Here is a 21,107-nt window from a genome sequence, read left to right as displayed (position 1 = left end):
ATAAACCGGAATACCGGCTTATTCCTATGTCACTTGTTCAAGACGAACACTCCCACAAAACTATGAATCCCCCATTAAAAACGCACCTTGCAACCATTCCCAGGGGCAAGGTGCGTGAGAATCGGTTTAAATCGCTTTATTTCATACTGTCTCTCAAAGCCGCAACGTCTTCTGTTTTCATATCTACCGCTCTATCTACTTTGATTTCGCCATCGATAATTTTCTTTTTTGCATCTTCTACTGCTTTTTTAGCATCATCAGATGCAAGCTTCTCATAGTTTTCATTTTCAGCCAGACCAACTGCTCCGCTTTTTAAGCCCATGACATAGTCTTGTGTTCCCTTCATTTCTCCACTTTCCAATCCTTTTACAGCTGTCTCAATGGACTCTCCCACATTTTTCAAAGTAGAGGTAATGATATTTGCCGCCAAATCAGCTTGATCTGTTTTCAACTGCGTATAAAGATCCTGATCACAGGCAATAAGGTATTTGTCGCAGTTCTTCGCCGCTGTTGCCGCTCCTAAAATACTCTGAGACGCAGGAGCATAAACCATCTGTGCTCCCTGGTTATACAGCTGTGTCGTCATCTCCAAGCACTTTGGTACATCTTCAAAGCTACCAACATAAGAGGTTAATACACGAATACTCGGATCTACGGATTTTACGCCTTCAATATAGCCTACTAAGAAATCATTGATGTTCGCACTGTCCATAGAACCTACAAATCCAAGGACTCTCTTGGATGCATCAATCTTTGCATCTCCAGAATCCAACATCTTTGCTGCCATTACGCCTGCAAGATAAGATGCCTCATTGGAGTTATAGGTAATCCCCAATACATTACCTTCTGTGGCTACATCTCTGTTAATTGCACAGTCAAAAGCAAGGAAGGTTTTCTCCGGATACTTAGCAGAGGTTTCTTCAATTTGCTCTCTAACGGAAAAGGTTCCAGCTACAATTAAATCCCAATCCTGATCTGCTGCATCCAAGAAATTACTCTCATAACTGGTTTCATCTCTACCCATTTCCACAATCTTGGTTTCCCAACCAAGGTCTTTATGTACGAGATCCATCCCCTTAGCTGCGGAATCAAAAAATCCCTTATCTCCAAGACTTCCATTAACCAGATAAACCGCTTTTTTTCCTTTTCCATCGGTTGTAGAAGCTTCATTCTCCTTCTTTTCCGCTGTACTTTGTCCTGCTGCCGTTGTGCCTACTGTTGTTCCTTCCGTCTTACCGGTTCCTGCACATCCGGTAGCAGCTACTGCTAACATTGCGGAAAGAGCTCCCATTGTTAGTAATGATACAATACTTTTCTTCATGACCTACACCTCCCAAGTGTCCTCTTTAAAATGGTGCTTTTCGCTCTAAGGAAAAGCGATATTTCAACGCATTCAGACGATGTTTACAGTAAAACTGTGGAGTATCATTCTCTCCCAACAGAATTTCCTCAAAAACAATTACAGGAGTTTCTGCGGAAAGTCCTTTGATTTTACTGCTTCCTTCAGACTGAACAACGCTAAGTACAGTCCTTGCTCTCCTAGATAATTTATAAATCTCTTCGGAGGCAAACTTTTTGATAAATTCTTTATTCTCTATATCGATATGGTACTTTTCAATGCAATGCACATCGAAAATAACCGTTGAAATAGCAACCTGCTCTTCTTCCTGATAATATTCAAGAACAACTGCCAAAGTTAAAAAGCCGCTATTCTCTTTCCCCATCTCATTGGCCACGTATTTGCCGCACTTTTGATACTTACATTTCATCCGAACCTTTGTGATAGGCTCTTTAGAATCTTCTAAACATAAATTGTATAGCCAGTTGATTGAATTTCTTTTATGCATGGCATAGGTAGCAACCGTTGCCCTTTTACCCTGACTTTTATTAATGTAACCATCCTCTTCCAATCGTTTCATAGCCATACGAATGGTTCCACGACTAACTCCCCAATGCTTTGCCATAGCATTTTCGCTGGGAAGCTTATCTCCATCTTTAATTACCCCCTCTATAATCAGTCGATACAAATTGTCATAGGCCTTTACATAGTTAGGAGTTTCAGACTGTTGATCAGAGGCATCCACAGGAAATTTAGATAAGAGTTGCACTTTCATATATTCAAAAGCATTCCTTTTATTGTAATCGTATGGGAAGCCGGACTACTTTATTGTCCTATTAAACTTAGCTGTATATGTTCAAACTTGGCTTCCAAGTTATGTTAATATATTATCACTGATAGCAAATAGAGTAAATGAATATATATAACTATTAATCCAACTTATTTATGTGCATATTGTACATAAATAAGTTGGTATATATAAAAAAACAACCCACTTAATTTGTTGTTCTAGTAGGTTGTTTTTAGATACCTTTTTTATATGCATAGTAAGTTATTACATAATTTTTTTGCTCATTTTATAATCCAACTGATATTTTTTAACCTTTCTATAAAAGCTACTCCTTGAAATTCCTAACTGTTTACACATATTCTGCACTGTATCTCCGTTCTTTAATGTCTCCTCTAGAATTTCTCTTTCAATTTCCCTCACTGTTTTTGGAGTATAATTGAGGAGTGGTGTTTCAGATATATCAGCTTTATTTTTAACATAACTTTCTATGTATGTTTCGATTGTACTTAAATCTTGATTGTCAATCATATTCCATAGTTTCTGATATACCTCTTCAATACCATGTAATTTTATTTTTCCATACACTTTTTGATAGTAAAGAATACCACTCTTAAAGAATCTCTCAAAAACAGTTTTGTTATTATAAACACTTTGAAGTTCAGGAATTTTATTTTTTAAAATCAACTTATATAACCTATAACTAAATAATTTTCTTTTGACCAAATTCTCTAGATTTTCGGTACTGCAAAAAATAATTTGGATAGATACATTCTTGACTTCTTTTTTATGCACTCTGATTAGTTCTTTCTCCATAAAATCTGCAAGTTTCTCTTGAACTGATATTAGCATTTTTTCCGGCTGCACAATAATAATACTTCCTCCTTGTATTCGCCAGAGTATGCCGTGTTCATCAAACAAGAAAACATCCATTAAATCTCTGTAAACATTTTGCATATAAATAACTCTTAGTTCTTGTAATCTTCTATCCGAATAATTCACAATTGCTTTAGCTATAAGTTCATTTAATGCATTATCTTTATGATTAAGAAATATGAACTCATTTTTTTCTCCCAGTTCCTTACATTCTTCAATACTTTCTTTACTAAGATACTTTGACAACCACGAAAATGTAACCATCGTAGAATTAGAAAATAAGTTTGATTCTTTCTGTATTTGACTATATGACTTAAAATAGCATAAATATTCTTTTATATTATTTTCTTTAAGAATTGGCGTAATACTAGCCGTACCATAAAATGATGTATTTTCATTTTCAATCGAAATTTTTAGTTCTTTAATAGCTTTTCCTTTTAGAAGATATTTGCCTAAATCCTGAGATAATTCCCAAATTGAATTTAACGGTTTTTTCACACTAAATAAATTCAATAAGGATTTATTTTGATAAAATACTTTTCCCAATTCGTTACAATATAATAAAGCCTCTGGCATCGCTTCTATTATAGATTCAATTCTACTAATTTTTTCTTTTAACCGTTTTTTCGACTCATGTTCAACTATTCTTTTCCCAATAAGCTCAGCCATATTCTCCATAAATATATAAGTAGAATCTAATTTTCGAAAAAGTTTATCTACTTGCTTTTTCTTAATAATTAAAGCAAGAGCTCCTATTATTTCCGTATTTTCACGAATAGGAACCCCTACAAATCCTTCTATTTTACATTGATTATATCCTACACATTCTTTACACTTAATTATGGATTTTCTATTTTTGACAAAATAATTTTCTCCATTTTTGATAACATCTGAGAGAAGAGAGCCATAATCAATTTTTTGATATAAATCATAATATACTAAGCATTTTCCAAGTAAATTAAGATTTTTATCTACAATCAATACATCGATGTCTAACATATCCGAAATCACCTTTGCAAATTGATCTAAGTATGATTTTTCTGCCATATCCCTCTTCCCTCAACTTGGTATTGTATAAAAAAATAATTCCTTTCCTTATTTTACTATTATTTATTTCTCATAGTATATTCATATGAAATTTCTTTAATCCACTGCAGTCTTTCCAGATCGATATCCTCTCTGATGGTACAGTCAGCACCGAGTCCTACGCCTTTCGTGCCGCTCTCATCCAGAATACGATAAATTTCTTTTTTTATCTCTTCTTTTGTGCCGGTATACAGAAGACTTCCTTCCGCATTATCAAAGCCGCCAAAAACAGGCTTATTGTTCAAAATCTTTTTCCCTTCAGCAAGAGAAATATTCTCGGAATAAATCGCCCAGTTGAAAGCCTTTACAGGATAATCTTTATACCATTCCAGATGGTTTGTATACTTTCCATATCCACAGATGTGAAGGAGTACATTATCTGTATACTTAAGAATCTCGTTTAAAACTTCCAGATCCAATGGCTGTACTCTTTCTTTATGCACTTCCTCGGTAAAACTCTTGTCCTGTACGCACTGTACACTGTAATAAATTCCGTCTACATCCGTTTCCGTAAACAGTCTCTTTACAAGCGCCTTTGTATCCTCTGCGATGCGCTTCGCAACCATAATCATTGCCTTAGGATCTTCCTTAAAGAGTCTGGTGAATTTTGTGAAATCCTCATCATATTCCTCAAAGCGGAGACGAATATACTGTAGCGGAGAAAAGATATTGTAGTATTTATAGACATCCTTTCCTGCATGAGCACAGATTCCCCTTACATAATCTACTTGTGCTTGAATCCATGGATGATTCTCTCCGACAGATTGTACTTCCTTTAACTGATCCAGTGTAGTAATGGTAGATTTACAAAGAGACGGATGTCCAAAGAAACCGTCAGACATAATCTTTATAAAATCCGGCTTTGCTTCATCGATATATCTTTTTTGTTCTGAAACAACCTTATTCATAATGCTCGAATCTTCCCAGCCATAGTGATTGTGAAAGGACACGAAGTGATGCCAGAATCCTCCAATAACTCTTTCGCCTCCTTCATTTGCCAAAAAGGCATTCATTAATTCTTTTCTGTTTTCCATTTTTACTCTCCCTGTTCTCTATTCTTTTCCTGTGCGCAGTAAGTTATCCAACGTAAACGTTCATTTGATATGCTGTTCGGTACAGAGCAATCTGCTCCGAGGATGAAGGAACGATATTTACTCTCCTCTATGCAATCCTCAGCAAATTTCTCTACATCCGTTCTATCTCCTTCTGTTATCAGAGTCTTAGGATTATTATCAAAACCTCCGAGAATGCATTTTCCGGGGAATAATTTTCTGCCCGCTGATAAGCTGACACCTTCTGTATGTACTGCCCAGTTATACGCTCCTGCTTCGTAGTCTTTATAGAAGTCTAAATTGTTTTTGTGATGTGCATAGCCGCAAATATGAAGGATGTTATAAGGACTTAATTCATTTGCCAGCTTTAACACGGCAAGTTCATCTTCTCCCACGATTTCTTTGTAGGTCTTTTGATCATATTTCGGGCTCTGTACATTTTGCACACAGTAATAAATGCCATCCAATTTTGTTTCGGTAAGGAGTTTTCTTACCAATGTCTGAATATCCTTCCCGAGCTCTTTTCCCGCATGTTGCAACTCCTTGGGATAATTCTCTGCCAGATACACAAAGCGTTCAAAATCCAAATCAAAAAATTCTAATCGGATTCGTATCCACTGTACGGGAGAGAAAATATTGTAAAAGCACATTACCTTGTCGGAAAAAAGCTCCGTCATCTTTTTAAGATGCTCCACCTGCTCCGTAATCCAAGGATGATCTTCCGAGAGGCTTTTTATAGCGAGAAGGTCCTCCCCATTTCTAAGAGGATTTTCCATCACAGTCGGATGTCCGATAAATGCATCGTTCATAATCTTCATGATATCGGGCTTAACTTCCTCAAAAAACTTTTTATGACCTTCTATTGCTCTTTCTTGTGCAGCATTATCGCCGGGCTTGGCAAACTGCTCCTTTTCCGGGAGAAAATGATGCCAGAAGCCTGCCGGTACTTCCTGCATTTTTTCCCCGGAAAATGCCATTTTAACTAGATTTCTTTTGGATTCTTGCATCTAATTTCCTCTTTTTTCTAATGCCTTGTCCATTAAGACCTTGATTTGCAGTGCCATGGTAACCGCACCGGGGTCCAAATGCCCCATTCCTTTATTGCTCTGATAAGTTGCTCGCCCTTTAATGGATTCCATATTTCTGGTTTCTTCTGCACCCTTTTCCGCTGCAGCCGCTACTCTCTTACACAACTCTTCGACATTTGCTCCCTCTTCCAAAGCAGCCTTATAGGCTTCTACCGCAGGGTGCAAACTGTCAATCATGGTTTTAAATCCGGGCTTAGCCTGTCCTCTTTCCATAATGGCGTTCAACATTGCGTTTAAAATCTCAAAAAGTTCCTCTTTATGGATAGCTTCCTTATCCTTCATCACTTTGGAGGCATGCAGGTAAGCACTGCCGTAAAGAACTCCGGAAGAACCTCCTATCACCGCCATCATGATTTTTCCGATTTCTTTTAGCTCGGAGCTTAAGTCCAAGGCCTCCAATCTTTCCTTTTCTTCGGTAAGCTTTGTGAAGCCCATGTGCAGGTTTGCCCAATGGTCTCCGTCTCCTGTCGCAAGATCAAGATTGGTAATATACTCCTCGTTTTCATTTAATTCCTGATTAACGGCAACAATATAGTCCATATAATCTTTACTGTTTAATGTAAAATTCATATTTCCTCCTCATTAATCAACTTTCAAAGCCGGGGTATCGCAGGATGCATCCAAAAGTGTCTTCATCTTGTCGTTCAGCTTTAGTAAAGAAAGAGAGCAACCAGTCATCTCTAAAGAAGTGGTATAGTTCCCTACAAAGGTCTTATATGCAGTGATATTCTTTTCCTTCAGTAAGTTCTGTACTTCATAGTTTAAGATATAGAGTTCCATAAGCGGAGTTCCCCCTAAGCCATTGACCAGTACCGCTACTTCACTGCCTGCATAGTCATAGTCATCCAGAATTTTCTGAAGTAGAATGGCCGCAATCTCTTTCGCGGTCTTCATGGTAGTCTTTTCTACTCCGGGCTCTCCATGAATTCCCATTCCGATTTCAATCTCATTTTCCCCAAGGGTAAATCCCGGTCTTCCCACAGCAGGTAAAATACAGGGGCTCATCGCCATACCCATACTTCTAAGATTTTCCACCACTTCTCTTGCTACTCCCGCCACTTCACTAAGGGGAGCGCCTGTCTCAGCCATGGCACCGGCAATTTTATGAACAAACATGGTTCCGGCAATTCCTCTTCTACCTGTAGAATAGGTGCTGTCCGGAACTGCCACATCATCCTTTACTACAACGCTTTCTACCTGTATGCCTTCCATTTCAGCCATATCCTGCGCCATACCGAAGTTCATGATATCGCCAGAGTAATTCTTAATTACAAACAGTACACCCTGTCCTTTTTCTACCTTCTCAATAGCCGCTTCAATACGATCCGGGCTCGGAGAAGAGAAAACATTTCCGGAAACTGCTGCATCCAGCATTCCTTTTCCTACAAAGCCGGCATGAAGAGGTTCATGACCAGCTCCACCCCCGGAAATAACTGCAACTTTCTTATCCATATTTTTGCGATAAATAACTTCCTTTTCCGGGATATACTCCAAGGTGTCAGTATTTGCCATCTGTAAGCCCATAAGGCACTCTTTTACTACGTCTTCCGGCTTGTTAATAATCTTTTTCATGCTTTATCCTTTCTTTACCCTATTCCTAAATATGCTTCTTTTACCTTGGGGTTGTTTGCAATTTCCTTCGCATCTCCCTGCATGGTAATGAGTCCATTCTCTAATACATAGGCGCGATTAGAAGTCTGCAATGCCAAGTTCGCATTCTGTTCTACAAGAAGTATGGTTACGCCCTGCTTCTGTATTTCCTTAATCATGTCAAAAATCAATAAAACAATATTGGGTGCGAGGCCCAGAGACGGCTCATCTAAGAACAAGAGTTCCGGAGAAGACATCAGTGCACGTCCAACAGCAAGCATCTGCTGCTCGCCGCCGGAAAGGGTTCCGGCCTGTTGCTTGATTCTTTCTTTTAATCTGGGAAACAAAGTGAATACCCTATCGTAGTTCTTCTCAATCTCTCCCTTATTGCTGATGGAGAAGGCTCCAATCCTTAAATTTTCAAGCACCGTCAAATCCGGGAAAACTTCTCTTCCTTCCGGAGAAATACTGATTTTCTTCTTGCTTAACTGGTAGGGAGCAATATTGGTAATATCCTCATCATAGAGCATTACCTTTCCGCTACTGGCCTTCTGAATTCCCGTTACAGTGCTTAGCAAGGTACTCTTTCCCGCACCATTGCTTCCTATCAGAGAAACAACCTCTCCCTTATGAATTTCCAAATCGATTCCCTTTAAGGCGTGAATTGCCCCATAATGCGTATTAAGTCCCTGAATTTTCAGCATTTTGCAGCCCTCCCAAGTACGCCTCTATTACCTCTTTATTGTTTGCAATTTCCTTAGGCAAACCGTCTGCAATAGGCTTTCCATGATCGATTACATAGATTCTGTCGGAAATATTCATTACCACACTCATATCATGCTCGATCATCAAAATGGTATAGCCCATGTCTCGAAGTTCACGGATAAATCCCATTAGCTCCAAGGACTCCTGCGGGTTCATCCCTGCTGCAGGCTCATCCAACAAAATCAGCTTGGCTCCGGTAGCAATTGCTCTCGCAATTTCTACCTTTCTTTGATCTCCATAAGGAAGGTTTGCCGCATATTCATCTCTTCTATGATCCAACTTTAAAAGTTGCAAAAGCCTAATCGCCTGTATTACTCTTTCATCTTCCTCTTTTCTAAAGCGTTTTGTTCTCAAACTAGAATCCCAAAATGTATATTTTGTTCTGTGATGAGTTCCCACCAGAACATTTTCTATTACCCTCATGTCATGAAACAATCTAATATTTTGGAATGTTCTGGCTATACCTTTATGTACAATTTCAATCGGTGGAAGATTTTGGATTGCTTCCCCCTTAAAATAAATTTCTCCGTGATCTGGTTTGTAAATTCCTGTCAGCAGATTGAAAACGGTTGTTTTTCCTGCACCGTTAGGGCCGATCACACTGATAATTTCCCCTTTTCTAATCTGCAGATTCACGTTATCGACAGCTTTAATACCACCAAATTGCTTGGATAGATTTTTAACCTCTAAAAGCATTTCTTCCGTACTCATACTAGCTCCTTACTTTCTTTTGCCAAATCTACCTTCGCCTGATGAGAAAGGGGATAGGGAAGCCTGGATTTCCATCCCAATAAGCCTGCCGGGCGGAAACGCATCATCAGCACCAGAATCACGCCATACAGTACGAAACGGTACTCCATAAGGAAGCGAGATACTTCCGGAAAGGCAATCAGCAAAATAGCGCCGATATACATTCCTCTCTGTGTTCCCATTCCTCCTAAAATTACGATACTGAGTATCATCGTAGATACGTCAAAATTGAAGGTATTCGGATCCACATAGCCTATTAAGCGGGCATAGAGGGAACCTCCCAGAGCACAAATCATAGCGGAAATGACCATAGCCAGTATCTTATAAAAGTTCACATTGACTCCCATCATAACGGAAGCAAGCTCATCTCCTTTGATTCCTCTTAGTGCTCTGCCTGTCTTGGAACGAACCAGGAAGAAGCAGAATATACTGACGAGAATGAGGAAGAACAGAGCAAGATAGTACAATCCATAGTTCTGTACGGTCAGTTCCATTCCGAAAATCCTAGGCTTAGGAATATTCTTTATTCCCAATGTTCCACCGGTAACGCTTTGCCAGTTCATCAGAATCATTTTCATAATCTCTCCGAATCCCAAAGTAATAATGGAGAGATAAGTTCCTGTTACGCGAAGGCTTGGAAGCCCCAGAACCACACCAATTACACCGGCTAAAAGCATTCCCAAAAGAACAGATGGGAAGAATGGCAGCCCAGCTTTCATGGAAAGAATCGCACTAGTATAAGCTCCGATAGCTACAAATCCTGCATGTCCCAAAGAAACGAGTCCGGTATATCCGGTTAACACATTTAATCCAAGTGCCAGAATACTGTAAATTCCAATTTTTATTGCTACAGTCAGTAAATACTGGTTAGACAAAATAAATGGAAAAGCCAGTAGAAAAAGAAATAATGCAGGAAGCAAGATCTGCTTCTTCTCATGGACCCATTTTTCCAACTGGTGCAAGTTCAACATTTCAGCAATAGCAAAGCTCTTCTGTTCTTTTGCTTTAGAAGTGTTCCTATCTTTATTCTCTGCCATAACTTACACCTTTGTTATCCCTTTCCGTCCGAATAATCCTTGCGGTCTTAGTAAAAGCACAAGAATCAAAATGATAAAAGCGATAGAATCTCTGTAGGTTGACCCCAAGAATGTAGCGGCCATACTTTCAGAAACACCAACCATAAGTCCACCAATTAAAGCTCCTGGCAAGCTGCCAATACCACCTAAAACTGCGGCGGCAAAGGCCTTAAGCCCTGCCATAAATCCCATGTTGGGATAGACAATCTGGTAATATCCGCTTACCAGTGCTCCGGCAATCGTTGCCGAAACGCCTGCTAGAAAAAATGTGAAGGAGATAATGAAATTCACGTTCACTCCCATAAGATTTGCCGCCTTCGGGTTTTGTTCACAGGCTCTCATGGCAAGTCCTATTTTCGTCTTAAATACAATGACCATAAGAATTCCCATAAGTAGAACCGATATCAAAAACATCATGATTTGGGTGATAGAAATGGGGAAATTTCCAATCATTACATTTCCTTCTCCAAATACGGAGGGAAAGCTTCTTTTTTCCGAACCCAAAAATATAATTAAAAGATTCGTTATAATATTAGAAATGCCAATAGTTGTAATTAGAGAAGCAATAGGTGGTGACTTTTTCTTCCGCAAAGGCTCCAATGCCACTTTATCGATTACAATTCCCAGAATTCCTGTCAACAACATCGCAACAATGATTCCCGGGACTATTCCAAATTGCATCCCTATAAAAACCATAGCCATCTCTGCACCAAAAGCATAAATTGCACCATGAGAGAAATTCACCAGACGAAGAATTCCAAATACAAGGGAATATCCTACAGCAATCAAGGCATATCCCATTCCCAGTGCTAATCCGTTAATAATCTGCTGTATGACCATAGACACTCCTCTTTCAATATCAAATACCCTTTAGAATAGAACGGGAAAAAACATACATTATGTTCTTTCCCATCCCACCTGAATAGTTCTAACTTTTATTACTTGTCCATCTTCACGAACTTACCGTCTTTAATAGTCACCTTTACGAACTGCTTATCTACATCACCATTCTCATCAAACTTGATTTCTCCTGTTACACCTTGGTAAGTAGTCTTATAGATCTGATCCTTTACCTTTTCGGAATCGGTAGTGTTTGCATCCTTGATAGCAGTTAGAAGGATACCTACTGAATCATATGCCTGAGAGGTAAGGGCAGACGGAGCATTGCCGTAAGCTGCCTTATAGGACTCAACATAAGACTTAATCGTCGGATCATCGGACTCGGAGAAGAAGATAACCGGGAAGCATACGCCCTCCACTGCGCTTCCGCCAAGCTCGATTAACTGCTGGCTGTATGCGTTAGAGAATCCTACAACCTTAATATCCGGATTAATCTGCTTATACTGCTTTGCAACTGGTGCTACCAGGTTGTACATTCCACAGCAAATTACTACATCTGCGCCTGCCTCATTTAACTTAGTAATAGCCGGAGTATAGTCATCGGATCCTTCCATAACTTCCTCATGCGCAACCACTTCCGCATCGGTCTTTGCAATCAATTCCTTAATGATGGAGGAAGTATTGGTTCCCCAGTCTGTCATAATACTTATGATACCAACCTTTTTCTTTCCTAAGTCATTCACTGCAATATCAATACTTGCAGCCGCCTCTTTGGAAATAACAGTATTATTTCTGAAAATATAATCTCCGATTCCGGAGTAATCCGGGTGAGATGCTGACGGAGAAATTTCAATAATCTTGTTCTCCTGATAGATAGGAGCCGCTGTCATACATACTCCTGAGGAGAAGTGACCAATAACGCCAACTACTTTCTTATCAGAAATAATCTTCTGTGCAATGGTTGTCGCCTCTTCTGCGGTGTTCTTATCGTCATACTGCACGATCTCAATTTGCTGTCCTAAAACGCCACCATTATCATTCCACTCTTTAGCCTTCAATACAGCAGCATTGTAAAATCCGATTCCATACTCTGAATTATCTCCAGTCATGGGGCCACAAACCGCAATTTGGATTTTTTCACCATTTCCTTTTGACGCTTCTTGTGTTGGTTTAGTTCCTCCACATGATGTAAGCAAAGCTAGACTCAATAGACCTGCTACAATTGATATTTTTCTCATTCTGCACCTCCTGTTATTACATAAAATAACTACAATTGCGTCTCAACACCTGTTGTTATTATTATACTAATTAGTTTGATAATATCTATATTTTTTATGCATTTTGAATAATTATATTGAATTACAACAAATTTTCATTGTATATTGAGTTTATTTCAATTGCATTTACAATATGCTATGTCTCATTTTGATACAAATAACAGCTTCTTCTATATACATTGCGAAATAATTTAATAGCAAAAAAATCAAAGAATTAAAAAATATTTTATTATATAAAGTAAAATAAAAAAGAACTCCTAATAGTTTAGAAGTTCCTCTACTTTAATTGCGCTATTTAATTTTTGAATTTTCACTCACTTTCAAAACTATGATTTATTTCATCTTTTGAAAGTTCTTTATCCCTTCCCCATCCTCTCATACACCTCTGCCACGGAATACTCTTTCAGTTCTTCTTCAAACTTTTTCTGCACCTCCAAAAGACTCTCATCTAAGATCCTATGAATATTTTTTCCCACGGGGCAGTTGGGGTTAGGCTTCTCATGGAAGTTAAAAAGCTCTCCCTGACCACTGGTTTCCACCGCAATTAAGATGTGTAAGGCAATGGTAAATTTGGTTGAAACTTGCATAACTACTCCAGAAAAATTTCTATTATGCTTTTCGCTGATTACTTGTAATTTACAATCTGCTCCAGAGTACAGAGCATTGTATTATTTCCGCTTGCTTCTGCTATGATTTTCTCATCAAATCCGCTTTCCGAAAATAACGCATAATAGAACTTCGCTTCTTTTTTCAGGGAAGAAAGTTTTGCCAGCGTATCCAAATATTCCGAATAAGAAAATGGACTTGTTTTCAATTTACATTCTCCCAGCAAGTACTGCTTGGCATCGGCACTGATACAAAGAAGATCAATTTCAGACTCTGCTATACGGACTCCTTTAGGCATGGACTCATCACGAACTGTCGTCTTTCCCATCCACCTCCCCATTTTGGCATAACGGAAAGGCAGAGCATTCTTTTTCTGCATTTCTCGAACAAACTCATGGCAGACAGACTCAAAAGTAATGGAGGCAAATCGCTGAAGCATAGGCTTAACTAAATATTCATAGACACCATCCACGTCCCCATCTTCCAGCTGAGAAAAATTCGTAAAGCAAAACGCATACCAGAAGCGAAAATAATTATCCGTCAGACGATAAATTCCTCTATTGGAATTCCCATGTTCTTTTATTCCCGCATCCACTGAAAATTCTCGTTCCACAATGCCCAATTCCATCAGGTTCTTAAGGTACACGCTAGTCTTGGAAATATCCTCTACAAGAGACTTTTGGCTAATAGCATTCAGCTTGGTATTTCCCAAGGCAACTGCCTCAATAATAGAATTGTAAATCGGAGTTTCTCTCAACTCCTGATGGAGCAAAAACTCCACCTCACTATATAAAATACAACCCTTTGTAAAAATGTTTCTTTTAATATTTTCCTCAAGAGATAAATTCGAATTCCACTGACATAAATAATGTGGTATACCGCCAAGAATAGCATAAGACAATAACTTATCTTTTGCAGAATAATTCGGAAAGAATTTAGCCGCATCATAAAAACCCATTTCCTGCATTTTGTAGATTCCTGTAGCCCTGCCATAGAGAGGATTTTTTTCTGCCAGTAATTCCTTTTCCATAAAACTCATGGCACTTCCGCACAAAACCAGCATTACATTCTTATCTCTAAGCTCCATATCCCATAAGTTTTGTAGTATAGAAGGTATACTTTTATTTCCATGACACATATAGGGGAACTCATCAATAATCAGTAATTTTTTCTCCTCTCCATATGGAAGCTCCAAAATGGAGCGAAATGCTGTTTCCCAATCATGAAATGTAGAGATATAGTTTTTTGCCGGAATTTCCTCTCGTAACATACAGTTCGAAAAATTTCTGAGCTGCACAGCATCTGTTGTTTCAGTACAGGAAAAAAAGACGTGGGGCTTTCCTTTACAAAACTCTCGTAAAGTTTCCGTCTTACCAACACGTCTTCTACCATATAAAACAATCAGCTGTCCGCCATTTTCATTATATTTGTTATTGAAAAAAATTAACTCATTTTGCCTTCCAATAAACAAAGCACTTTACCTCCCGCCAACGCAAAATATCTAATCCAGATTTACTAAATCACGATTTGATATTATTATAGCGATTATAAAAAGGATGGGCAAGATATAAAAAAATAGAAATTAGCAAAACTGATAGTTTTATCCTTTACACCTTCTCCCCTTCCTCCTTTGTCTTTCCCATTACCTGACTAATGGCCGCATGACTGCCGGTTTGCATCTGGCTAAGCAGTGCCTGTCCGCTACTCTGTAGTTGACTGATTACTGTCTGCCCGCCACTTTTAATCTGGGAAACGGCGGCTTCCTTACTGCTCTCTATCAACTTGCTTAAAGCATTCATAATTTCTTTTTTCTTATCTTCCGGAAGCTTTCCCATTTCTTTCCAGATAGTTTCCATGTTTTTCATTAAATTCCCGGAGAACTCTATAAAGGTCTCCGATTTTGTACTTTCAATCAGGGAAAATGCTGTAGTGCAAAGGGATTCTCTGGTTTCATCGTCCATGCTTTCCAGCCAGCTTCCCAAGGTAGTTTTCGTGTACTCACTAAGCTCATCCAGTTCTGAAGAGACTAGGGAATCTTTTTCCGCTTCCCAGGTCATGGCATCATGCTGCAAAATGCCCTTTGCCGTACTGTGAATCACATGTTGCTCTGCGGGATTGGAAAGCAACTGCCCGATAATGGAGCTTTGAGGTGCAACGGTAAGAATTTTAGGCAGTATCTCCTGAAACTCTGGAGACTGAATAATCTCCTCTCGAAAGCCCGGGCCGTCATTATTATAAACTTGCACAATGCGTTCCTTGTGCTCTGGTTCACAAAAGGCAGCCGCATACATGGCGAAGTTCCCTCCCTTCGAGTGTCCTCCCAGAATAAACTTTCCCTCTAAAGCTTTAGCCACCTTGTTGAAATAGCTCACCGCTTCCTTGGAGCCTGCGGTTTCCGATTGGCAACTCATAAGAAAATCTTCTCTCCAACCGGTAATGGTCTCGTCTGTCCCTCGGAAAGAAACATAGTTAGTGCCATCCGGAAGTAAAAAGCAAAGGGCGGCAAATTGCTTTACCGTATCCTTGTCAAAATCCTTTACATAATATCCGACCTTTGTATCCTGAAAACGAGGCCCCTCCATCATCTTTTGTAGCAATAGCGGTGCTCGCTCCGTGAACTGTCCTGCGGTCTTGATTTCTTCCATGGAATGCTTTTCACAAAAATGCTCATACTGCTCCTTTAAATCGAAAAAGCCATCCCCTTTTTCCAGCAACTTCCCAAATTCTATATAAGACAAATAGGAAAATATAACATTGTCCACCTCGTTAAAGGGGGACAGCGATAGGGGAACATCATTTCTCCATGCCAAGTAATCCAGTAATTCCATGCTTTACACTCCTTTTTTTACTTTACCAACTCTATATTTAGCCGATTCCCAATACTTTCGCAAGCTCCTTCGCTTTTTTAACCGCGGTAGATTTAGCACTGCAGTTTGCCATTTCCAAAAGACCGGGCCACAGGGCGTCCTCTTTCGAAATAGATCCTCTTTTAGCAGCTTCCCTTAAATACGCTGCATAATAGATGCAAATATCTAAAATTCTGTTGATCCAGGCAGGCGGTTTTCCTGTTTCCACCGTTTTCGATCCCGCATCTTTTATACATTCCCAAAGCATACCCCAGCAAATGCTTAGAAGCTCACTCTCCTTTTCCACGATGCGTACAAGCTTTGCAGGACTGATTTCTTCATAGCTTAAGAGCAGTCTTGTAATTTCCCTCACTGTCTTTAAAGATAATGTACCGGCTTGAACCAATTCTTTAAACAGACTCTTTGCCCCGTAGATGCTATCTCCATCCTGAGCCAAAAGTGCTACCGCAAAGCTTAAAAACAGCTTGGAATAGGGCGTAGCCTCCCCTTCCAAGGGAGATTTATTTCCTCCTCGCCAGTTTCTAAATTCGCTAACTACAATCTTTTTCTGAACACTGTCATAGTGAAGCCACGCTACATTTTCCTCCTCTATCAGTTCGCCATTTCGGTCTATCTTACCGGCAGAAACCTGTCCCTCATGAGCTAAAGCATATAACCATCCGGCAATAACCACTTGATAGGAACAGTCTGAATCCTCCGGCAAATCCAAGTCGAATTGAAAAACTTTTTCGTTTTTTCTTAGTTCTATGGCCTTGACCCTAAAAGTAACATGGTCTTCTATAAGTTCTTTTCCTTCCGGTAAAGGAAGCCATATTTTCTCAAAATCGGCGGGGGCGGGGGGCTCTACGGAAGCTATTGTTTTACTTTTTGATGTATTTTCTATAGTTCCTAACTTCTCAAGGATTTCTTTTGCATAAGATACCGCCTTGGAGGAGCCGCTTTTTCCTTCCAAAGTGCGGATAGGCTTCATTTCCAATGCTTCTTTCGAGACAAGCTTTTTTTCTACCGCAAGTATCACCTCATCATGGTAATCTCTTAAAAACTTTACAATCTCCGCAGTTCCAGCCAGGATTCTGGGCATCTTTAAGGACTGCTCCACTGTGTCGCAGGCTGCCTTCCACACTAAACTCAGCATCCCCTCATTTGCCATAAAGTCCATGGCGGCAGCAAGATTTGCCAGGTTGGACAGTTCTCCGCCACTCCAGTCCAGGTAGGAAATATCTGCCAGTCCGGGAAGCAAAAGCCCTCTTTCCCAGGCTTCTTGGTTTGCCTTTAGCGCATCCTCCGCATTTTCATCACTGAGCTTCCCAAATACCGCAATCCAGTTCATGAGAGCCCCTTTGCTTAAGGGTTTTCTCCTTCTTGCCAGCTGTCGTAAAATGATGCCTTGTCCATGATAAACTTCAAAATCCCTATGCACCGCCGTAAGGGAATAATCTCCCCAATTCGGAAAAATCGAAAACAGCGCGTTATGACTGTAAGACAGTCTATAAGGTAGTGCCTTAAGGCTTTCCGGCATTTTCAATTCCACCTTCCAATAGGGCGTTTCTCCCGGGAAAAACACCGGCTCTACATAGGGGTCTTGCAAATAAGCTGCAATCAACTCCCCCAGCAAAATGTCCTGTCCCTCTTCATCCTGCAAAAATTCTCCGGAGGGAAGCTGAATTTTCAAGTCAATGTCCTTTAGCTTTTCCGTGCATTTACTTCTATCTTCCTTGCATTTGCTTATATCTTCCTTTGAAAATGTCTCCATATCCAACCGTGTCAACGCAAGCTGTAAATCCGGCTCCGATACATAGGAGAATTTTTCCGCCCGGTACAGACTTAGTCGCTCCAGAAAATCCTCTACGGAAATGCTTAAGTCTTCAAAGCTTGGGGTGCTGAGTAGGCAGGGCCATTGTCCCATGGTACGAAAAAGGTTCTCTCTTCGCATGGTTAAGAGTTCCCGATACTCTATCTTTACAATTTCTTTCTCCCCCTGCCAAAACCTCTGCCGACTTTCCTCCACCGGCTTGGTTTCTATTCCTCTTGCCCATCTCCCCAGCGTCCATAAAGTGCCGGAATCGCTGTTGGGAATTCCCAGAAGACTCATTTTGGCTTCTTCAGGATTTTTGTATGCAATGTGATTTGCCAGGGCAAGGAACTGTTCAAAAAGAAGGTCTTCTACACACTCCTTTCTATCGGAAAGCAGGGTAACCATGTCCGTTAAGCTTTCCGCCGTTTCCTCTCCCAAGCTAAATCTTGGAACCTCCCAAAGCTTAGGGCTTTCTCTCCATAAGCCCTGTAATTCTTTTGTGCTCTCTTCCTGTTCCAACACTAGCCCCCAGGACAGAGCCAATTTTTCTGCAAGACCGGAAATACTCTTATCCTCATCCTGCAAATAAAGGGAAAGCCATTCTGCAAAGTCATTTGCAGATTTTGGCTTCTCTCGCTTTAAGACAGAATTTAAAAGCATCTTCTTCGTTTTCTTGACCTTAGCCGAAGTACAGGAAATGAGTACCGGATACAGAAGTTCCTCGGAAATATTTTCTATAAGAGCCGGGGCAAATCTCTCTAAAAGCGGACTCTCCCCAAGCCCCAGTAAGGGAATAAGATTTTCCGCCCTATCTATATAATCCTTTTCTGCACAGCCAAGCTTATCCAAAAGCTCTACCCATGCTTTTCTGTCGCCGGGTCTTTTCGCAATATACAACGCATCAAAGATATACTCTTTTGCCGCTTCTTTACTAAGCAAATGATTCTCTACGCCAAAGAAAAGCAAATCGGGAAAGGGGCCTGTTGCGGGCATGCTCAGGGAAATTCCCTTTTCGATATGCTCTATAAATCTTCCAAGAATTTCTTCCTTCTCCAGCGTAAAGCTATCGTCAAATAAATGATCCTTTCTTGCTCCTAGTAAAATCACTGCGGAAGCTGCTGCCCAGTCCTTCATATACTCCACCGATTCCGGAATAGGGAGATTCATCCTGTGCAGAAGTTTTAGGCAGAGCATACCAAGGACGGACAGGGAATGCTCCCATGCCCTCCTGTTACCGCTTTCGGCAGCGGAAATGAACTGGATTGCATAGTTCTCACCTCTATCCATAATTGTCTGAAGCGAAATCTCATCTCCCCGACCTATCACATTTGCCGCCCTCTTTGCTTCCACACCGATTCGAAGGGCAAAAACAGCAAGCTTCTTAAGATCAACATCTATAACAGGAACAAAGCCGTAGCTGTTCTCGGATAATTGTTTGATTTGTACCCATTCCCCGGATTTTAGTCCATCCCTTGCAATCTCTTGCTCTTCCTTCGTTCCTATTCCAAGGCTTAAGATATTTTCATAGGCCGTTTCCTCGTATCCCAAAGAACGATAGATTTCAACAGCCCTTTCCAGTTTGCTTGCCATGTTAAACTCCCTTTATATACTTTTCCAGCCGAATGATATCCACTTGTCACCCACAGGCTTACAGTCCTTAGATTATATTACTTGCCAAGTTATAGTCCTTAGACTATTTGCTTGCCTGCTTAGAATTACAGTCCCTGTCTTAATTTCACTGCCAATATGTGCTTGCATGGCCCTCTGCTGTTTTTATGCTTCAAATACCACGTACAAGTGCATTTTGCATCTTCCACTTTAGACGCCTCCGGATAAATTACCCTATAGTTTGTCTCTCCCGACTTCACATACCAAAGGGAATCCTCCACAAAGACAGTGTCCTTCATAAGTTTTTTTGCCGCCACCAGTCTCGGATTATCCTTTAAGACTCTATCCGGGTCATCCGGAAGCTCTCTATGGAAAAATGCATTTTCATGGACATCAAAGCCCAGCTTTCCTGAAACGGCAAGCAGTTCCATGGCATCATGAACATTTTTCTTATCCATGCCTAGGGATGCAGAGATATTTTCAAGTTTAATTTTGGGTTCAAAATTCAATTCGTTATCGATTCTGTCGGCACATTCCAAAGTCTCTAAATTAGAAAGTGCCTCCAGCAAAGCCCCTTCCCCGGAATAGCCTTCATAGCTCTTAGCCGTAAGGCTCAGAGTAATGCTTGCCCCGCTCATGCAGACCTCTATCATCATTTGCCCGGGAGCAGTCCCTTCGGGAGCATAAAAGTTGATTCTGTTTACATGGCTCATGAGACGTTTTAATGCGCTAAGCCTATGAAGACCGCTGATATATACGCTTTCTTTTTCTTCCCGAAGTTTTAAAATTGCACCGGTTTTTGTGGGACAAAGCCATCCGGATTGTTCCTTACCGGTAACAGGCGGAAGCCCTGCAATAAAGGCCTTTGCCTGCATTCCTTCAAGGTGGAATTTGTATTTCATTTTTTGATGAAGAACGGCGCAATTTCCCAAGGCTCGAATCCAGCGATCCGGCATTTCCACGGGACGCTCTATCAGGATATCCGTAAGCAAAGTTCCGTCCGAAAGCTCCTTACTGTGTAAGCTCTTCCAGCCCTCATCACCGATAAGAAACTTTAATTTATCTCCCTGCCTCAATTTACAAAGGGCTTGTCTTAGCTTGACGCCTATATCCACGTTGGTAGTGCCGTAAAGAATTTCTCCGTCCAAGGCAGTTTGAAATATATCCAGCCTTGCATAAACACCGTTACAAGCGGAAAAGCATTCCGCTCTAAGCCTATCCCCCTGGGCAGAAATCACGGGATCCTTCTGTGCTGCAGGTACATACTGAAAATATCTTGTGCTCACAATATCCGCAAGGACCAAAAGTCCTCCCGCGATAATCGCAGGATTCACGATTTCTCCATGAAAAAACAAGGGATTTTCCTCTATCCCTTTGGGGGTGAGGGCCGGCGCTATGGATAAGGCTAAATTGCCGTCATACAGGCCGGATATGCTTTTAAATTCTCTCATACGATGCTCCTATCATGCCAAAGGGGGTTCTGTATAGTTCATTTTATGCCTGGTTTATTTTCTGACCTGTTTATTTCTCTCATTTATTCTTGATTCATCTTTTATTGCGTTTTAAAAAGGCCGTCCCCTACGGAATAGCCCTTTCATTTTATCACATGTTGAAGTTTTTCAGGAGAATTTAATAATGCCTACAGCTTTGCCAAAAATGAAAAAGTAAATTCTACTCATCTATCCCCCAGTAGATTTTACTTCTG

The 21,107-nt window shown here is 40.3% G+C and carries 17 protein-coding genes; all 17 read right to left on the bottom strand.

The window, feature by feature from the left end; translation table 11 throughout:
• Window positions 1-136: 136 nt before the first annotated feature.
• Window positions 137-1,321 (bottom strand): BMP family lipoprotein, encoded by a 1,185-nt coding sequence (locus RYO92_RS06705; protein WP_315369873.1) that lies wholly within the window; start codon window positions 1,319-1,321, stop codon window positions 137-139.
• Window positions 1,322-1,346: 25 nt separating this feature from the next.
• Window positions 1,347-2,114, bottom strand: coding sequence for a GntR family transcriptional regulator (locus RYO92_RS06700; RefSeq protein WP_315369872.1), 768 nt, complete (start codon window positions 2,112-2,114; stop codon window positions 1,347-1,349).
• Between the two features lie 279 nt (window positions 2,115-2,393).
• The gene (locus RYO92_RS06695; protein WP_315369871.1) at window positions 2,394-4,049 is read right to left on the bottom strand and encodes a helix-turn-helix domain-containing protein; all 1,656 of its coding nucleotides are present in this window, start codon (window positions 4,047-4,049) and stop codon (window positions 2,394-2,396) included.
• Between the two features lie 59 nt (window positions 4,050-4,108).
• Window positions 4,109-5,122: a uroporphyrinogen decarboxylase family protein gene (locus RYO92_RS06690; RefSeq protein WP_315369870.1), complete on the bottom strand. Its 1,014-nt coding sequence runs from the start codon at window positions 5,120-5,122 to the stop codon at window positions 4,109-4,111.
• A gap of 2 nt (window positions 5,123-5,124) precedes the next feature.
• Window positions 5,125-6,147 carry a hypothetical protein gene (locus RYO92_RS06685; protein WP_315369869.1) on the bottom strand — a complete coding sequence of 341 codons (1,023 nt, stop codon included), beginning with the start codon at window positions 6,145-6,147 and terminating at the stop codon, window positions 5,125-5,127.
• Window positions 6,148-6,798, bottom strand: coding sequence for a dihydroxyacetone kinase subunit DhaL (gene dhaL / locus RYO92_RS06680; RefSeq protein WP_315369868.1), 651 nt, complete (start codon window positions 6,796-6,798; stop codon window positions 6,148-6,150).
• 12 nt (window positions 6,799-6,810) lie between these two features.
• Window positions 6,811-7,800 carry a dihydroxyacetone kinase subunit DhaK gene (dhaK, locus tag RYO92_RS06675; RefSeq protein ID WP_315369867.1) on the bottom strand — a complete coding sequence of 330 codons (990 nt, stop codon included), beginning with the start codon at window positions 7,798-7,800 and terminating at the stop codon, window positions 6,811-6,813.
• Window positions 7,801-7,814: 14 nt separating this feature from the next.
• Window positions 7,815-8,522: an ABC transporter ATP-binding protein gene (locus RYO92_RS06670; protein ID WP_009538120.1), complete on the bottom strand. Its 708-nt coding sequence runs from the start codon at window positions 8,520-8,522 to the stop codon at window positions 7,815-7,817.
• Entirely contained in the window at window positions 8,500-9,294 is a 795-nt protein-coding gene (locus RYO92_RS06665; protein WP_315369866.1) for an ABC transporter ATP-binding protein, read from the bottom strand. Before RYO92_RS06665 ends, RYO92_RS06670 begins: the two co-directional genes overlap by 23 nt.
• Window positions 9,291-10,370 carry a branched-chain amino acid ABC transporter permease gene (locus tag RYO92_RS06660; RefSeq protein ID WP_315369865.1) on the bottom strand — a complete coding sequence of 360 codons (1,080 nt, stop codon included), beginning with the start codon at window positions 10,368-10,370 and terminating at the stop codon, window positions 9,291-9,293. Before RYO92_RS06660 ends, RYO92_RS06665 begins: the two co-directional genes overlap by 4 nt.
• Window positions 10,371-10,373: 3 nt before the next feature.
• Window positions 10,374-11,249 carry a branched-chain amino acid ABC transporter permease gene (locus tag RYO92_RS06655; protein ID WP_315369864.1) on the bottom strand — a complete coding sequence of 292 codons (876 nt, stop codon included), beginning with the start codon at window positions 11,247-11,249 and terminating at the stop codon, window positions 10,374-10,376.
• A gap of 98 nt (window positions 11,250-11,347) precedes the next feature.
• A complete protein-coding gene (locus tag RYO92_RS06650; protein ID WP_315369863.1) occupies window positions 11,348-12,487 on the bottom strand; it encodes an ABC transporter substrate-binding protein in 1,140 nt (379 codons plus the stop codon).
• Window positions 12,488-12,882: 395 nt separating this feature from the next.
• The gene (locus RYO92_RS06645) at window positions 12,883-13,113 is read right to left on the bottom strand and encodes a hypothetical protein (RefSeq protein ID WP_315369862.1); all 231 of its coding nucleotides are present in this window, start codon (window positions 13,111-13,113) and stop codon (window positions 12,883-12,885) included.
• A 38-nt stretch (window positions 13,114-13,151) separates the two neighbouring features.
• Complete coding sequence (locus RYO92_RS06640) at window positions 13,152-14,603, bottom strand: ATP-binding protein (RefSeq protein ID WP_315369861.1); 1,452 nt, start codon at window positions 14,601-14,603, stop codon at window positions 13,152-13,154.
• 136 nt (window positions 14,604-14,739) lie between these two features.
• A complete protein-coding gene (locus tag RYO92_RS06635; RefSeq protein WP_314328733.1) occupies window positions 14,740-15,960 on the bottom strand; it encodes an Mbeg1-like protein in 1,221 nt (406 codons plus the stop codon).
• Window positions 15,961-15,997: 37 nt separating this feature from the next.
• Complete coding sequence (locus RYO92_RS06630) at window positions 15,998-19,384, bottom strand: PRTRC system protein E (RefSeq protein ID WP_315369860.1); 3,387 nt, start codon at window positions 19,382-19,384, stop codon at window positions 15,998-16,000.
• Window positions 19,385-19,509: 125 nt separating this feature from the next.
• Entirely contained in the window at window positions 19,510-20,853 is a 1,344-nt protein-coding gene (locus RYO92_RS06625; RefSeq protein ID WP_315369859.1) for an SWIM zinc finger family protein, read from the bottom strand.
• Window positions 20,854-21,107: the final 254 nt, after the last annotated feature.

Origin of the sequence: Oribacterium sinus (assembly GCF_963553175.1) — a bacterium.
GTDB classification, from domain to species: Bacteria; Bacillota; Clostridia; order Lachnospirales; family Lachnospiraceae; genus Oribacterium; species Oribacterium sinus_B.
The sequence above is the reverse complement of the archived record's forward strand: the minus strand, read 5'-3'. Positions and strand labels throughout refer to the sequence as shown.

Coding starts and splice junctions, on each gene's coding strand:
- RYO92_RS06705 (WP_315369873.1), bottom strand. CDS start 1,321: ATGAAGAAAAGTATTGTATCATTACTAACAATGGGAGCTCTTTCCGCA.
- RYO92_RS06700 (WP_315369872.1), bottom strand. CDS start 2,114: ATGAAAGTGCAACTCTTATCTAAATTTCCTGTGGATGCCTCTGATCAA.
- RYO92_RS06695 (WP_315369871.1), bottom strand. CDS start 4,049: ATGGCAGAAAAATCATACTTAGATCAATTTGCAAAGGTGATTTCGGAT.
- RYO92_RS06690 (WP_315369870.1), bottom strand. CDS start 5,122: ATGGAAAACAGAAAAGAATTAATGAATGCCTTTTTGGCAAATGAAGGA.
- RYO92_RS06685 (WP_315369869.1), bottom strand. CDS start 6,147: ATGCAAGAATCCAAAAGAAATCTAGTTAAAATGGCATTTTCCGGGGAA.
- dhaL (WP_315369868.1), bottom strand. CDS start 6,798: ATGAATTTTACATTAAACAGTAAAGATTATATGGACTATATTGTTGCC.
- dhaK (WP_315369867.1), bottom strand. CDS start 7,800: ATGAAAAAGATTATTAACAAGCCGGAAGACGTAGTAAAAGAGTGCCTT.
- RYO92_RS06670 (WP_009538120.1), bottom strand. CDS start 8,522: ATGCTGAAAATTCAGGGACTTAATACGCATTATGGGGCAATTCACGCC.
- RYO92_RS06665 (WP_315369866.1), bottom strand. CDS start 9,294: ATGAGTACGGAAGAAATGCTTTTAGAGGTTAAAAATCTATCCAAGCAA.
- RYO92_RS06660 (WP_315369865.1), bottom strand. CDS start 10,370: ATGGCAGAGAATAAAGATAGGAACACTTCTAAAGCAAAAGAACAGAAG.
- RYO92_RS06655 (WP_315369864.1), bottom strand. CDS start 11,249: ATGGTCATACAGCAGATTATTAACGGATTAGCACTGGGAATGGGATAT.
- RYO92_RS06650 (WP_315369863.1), bottom strand. CDS start 12,487: ATGAGAAAAATATCAATTGTAGCAGGTCTATTGAGTCTAGCTTTGCTT.
- RYO92_RS06645 (WP_315369862.1), bottom strand. CDS start 13,113: ATGCAAGTTTCAACCAAATTTACCATTGCCTTACACATCTTAATTGCG.
- RYO92_RS06635 (WP_314328733.1), bottom strand. CDS start 15,960: ATGGAATTACTGGATTACTTGGCATGGAGAAATGATGTTCCCCTATCG.
- RYO92_RS06630 (WP_315369860.1), bottom strand. CDS start 19,384: ATGGCAAGCAAACTGGAAAGGGCTGTTGAAATCTATCGTTCTTTGGGA.
- RYO92_RS06625 (WP_315369859.1), bottom strand. CDS start 20,853: ATGAGAGAATTTAAAAGCATATCCGGCCTGTATGACGGCAATTTAGCC.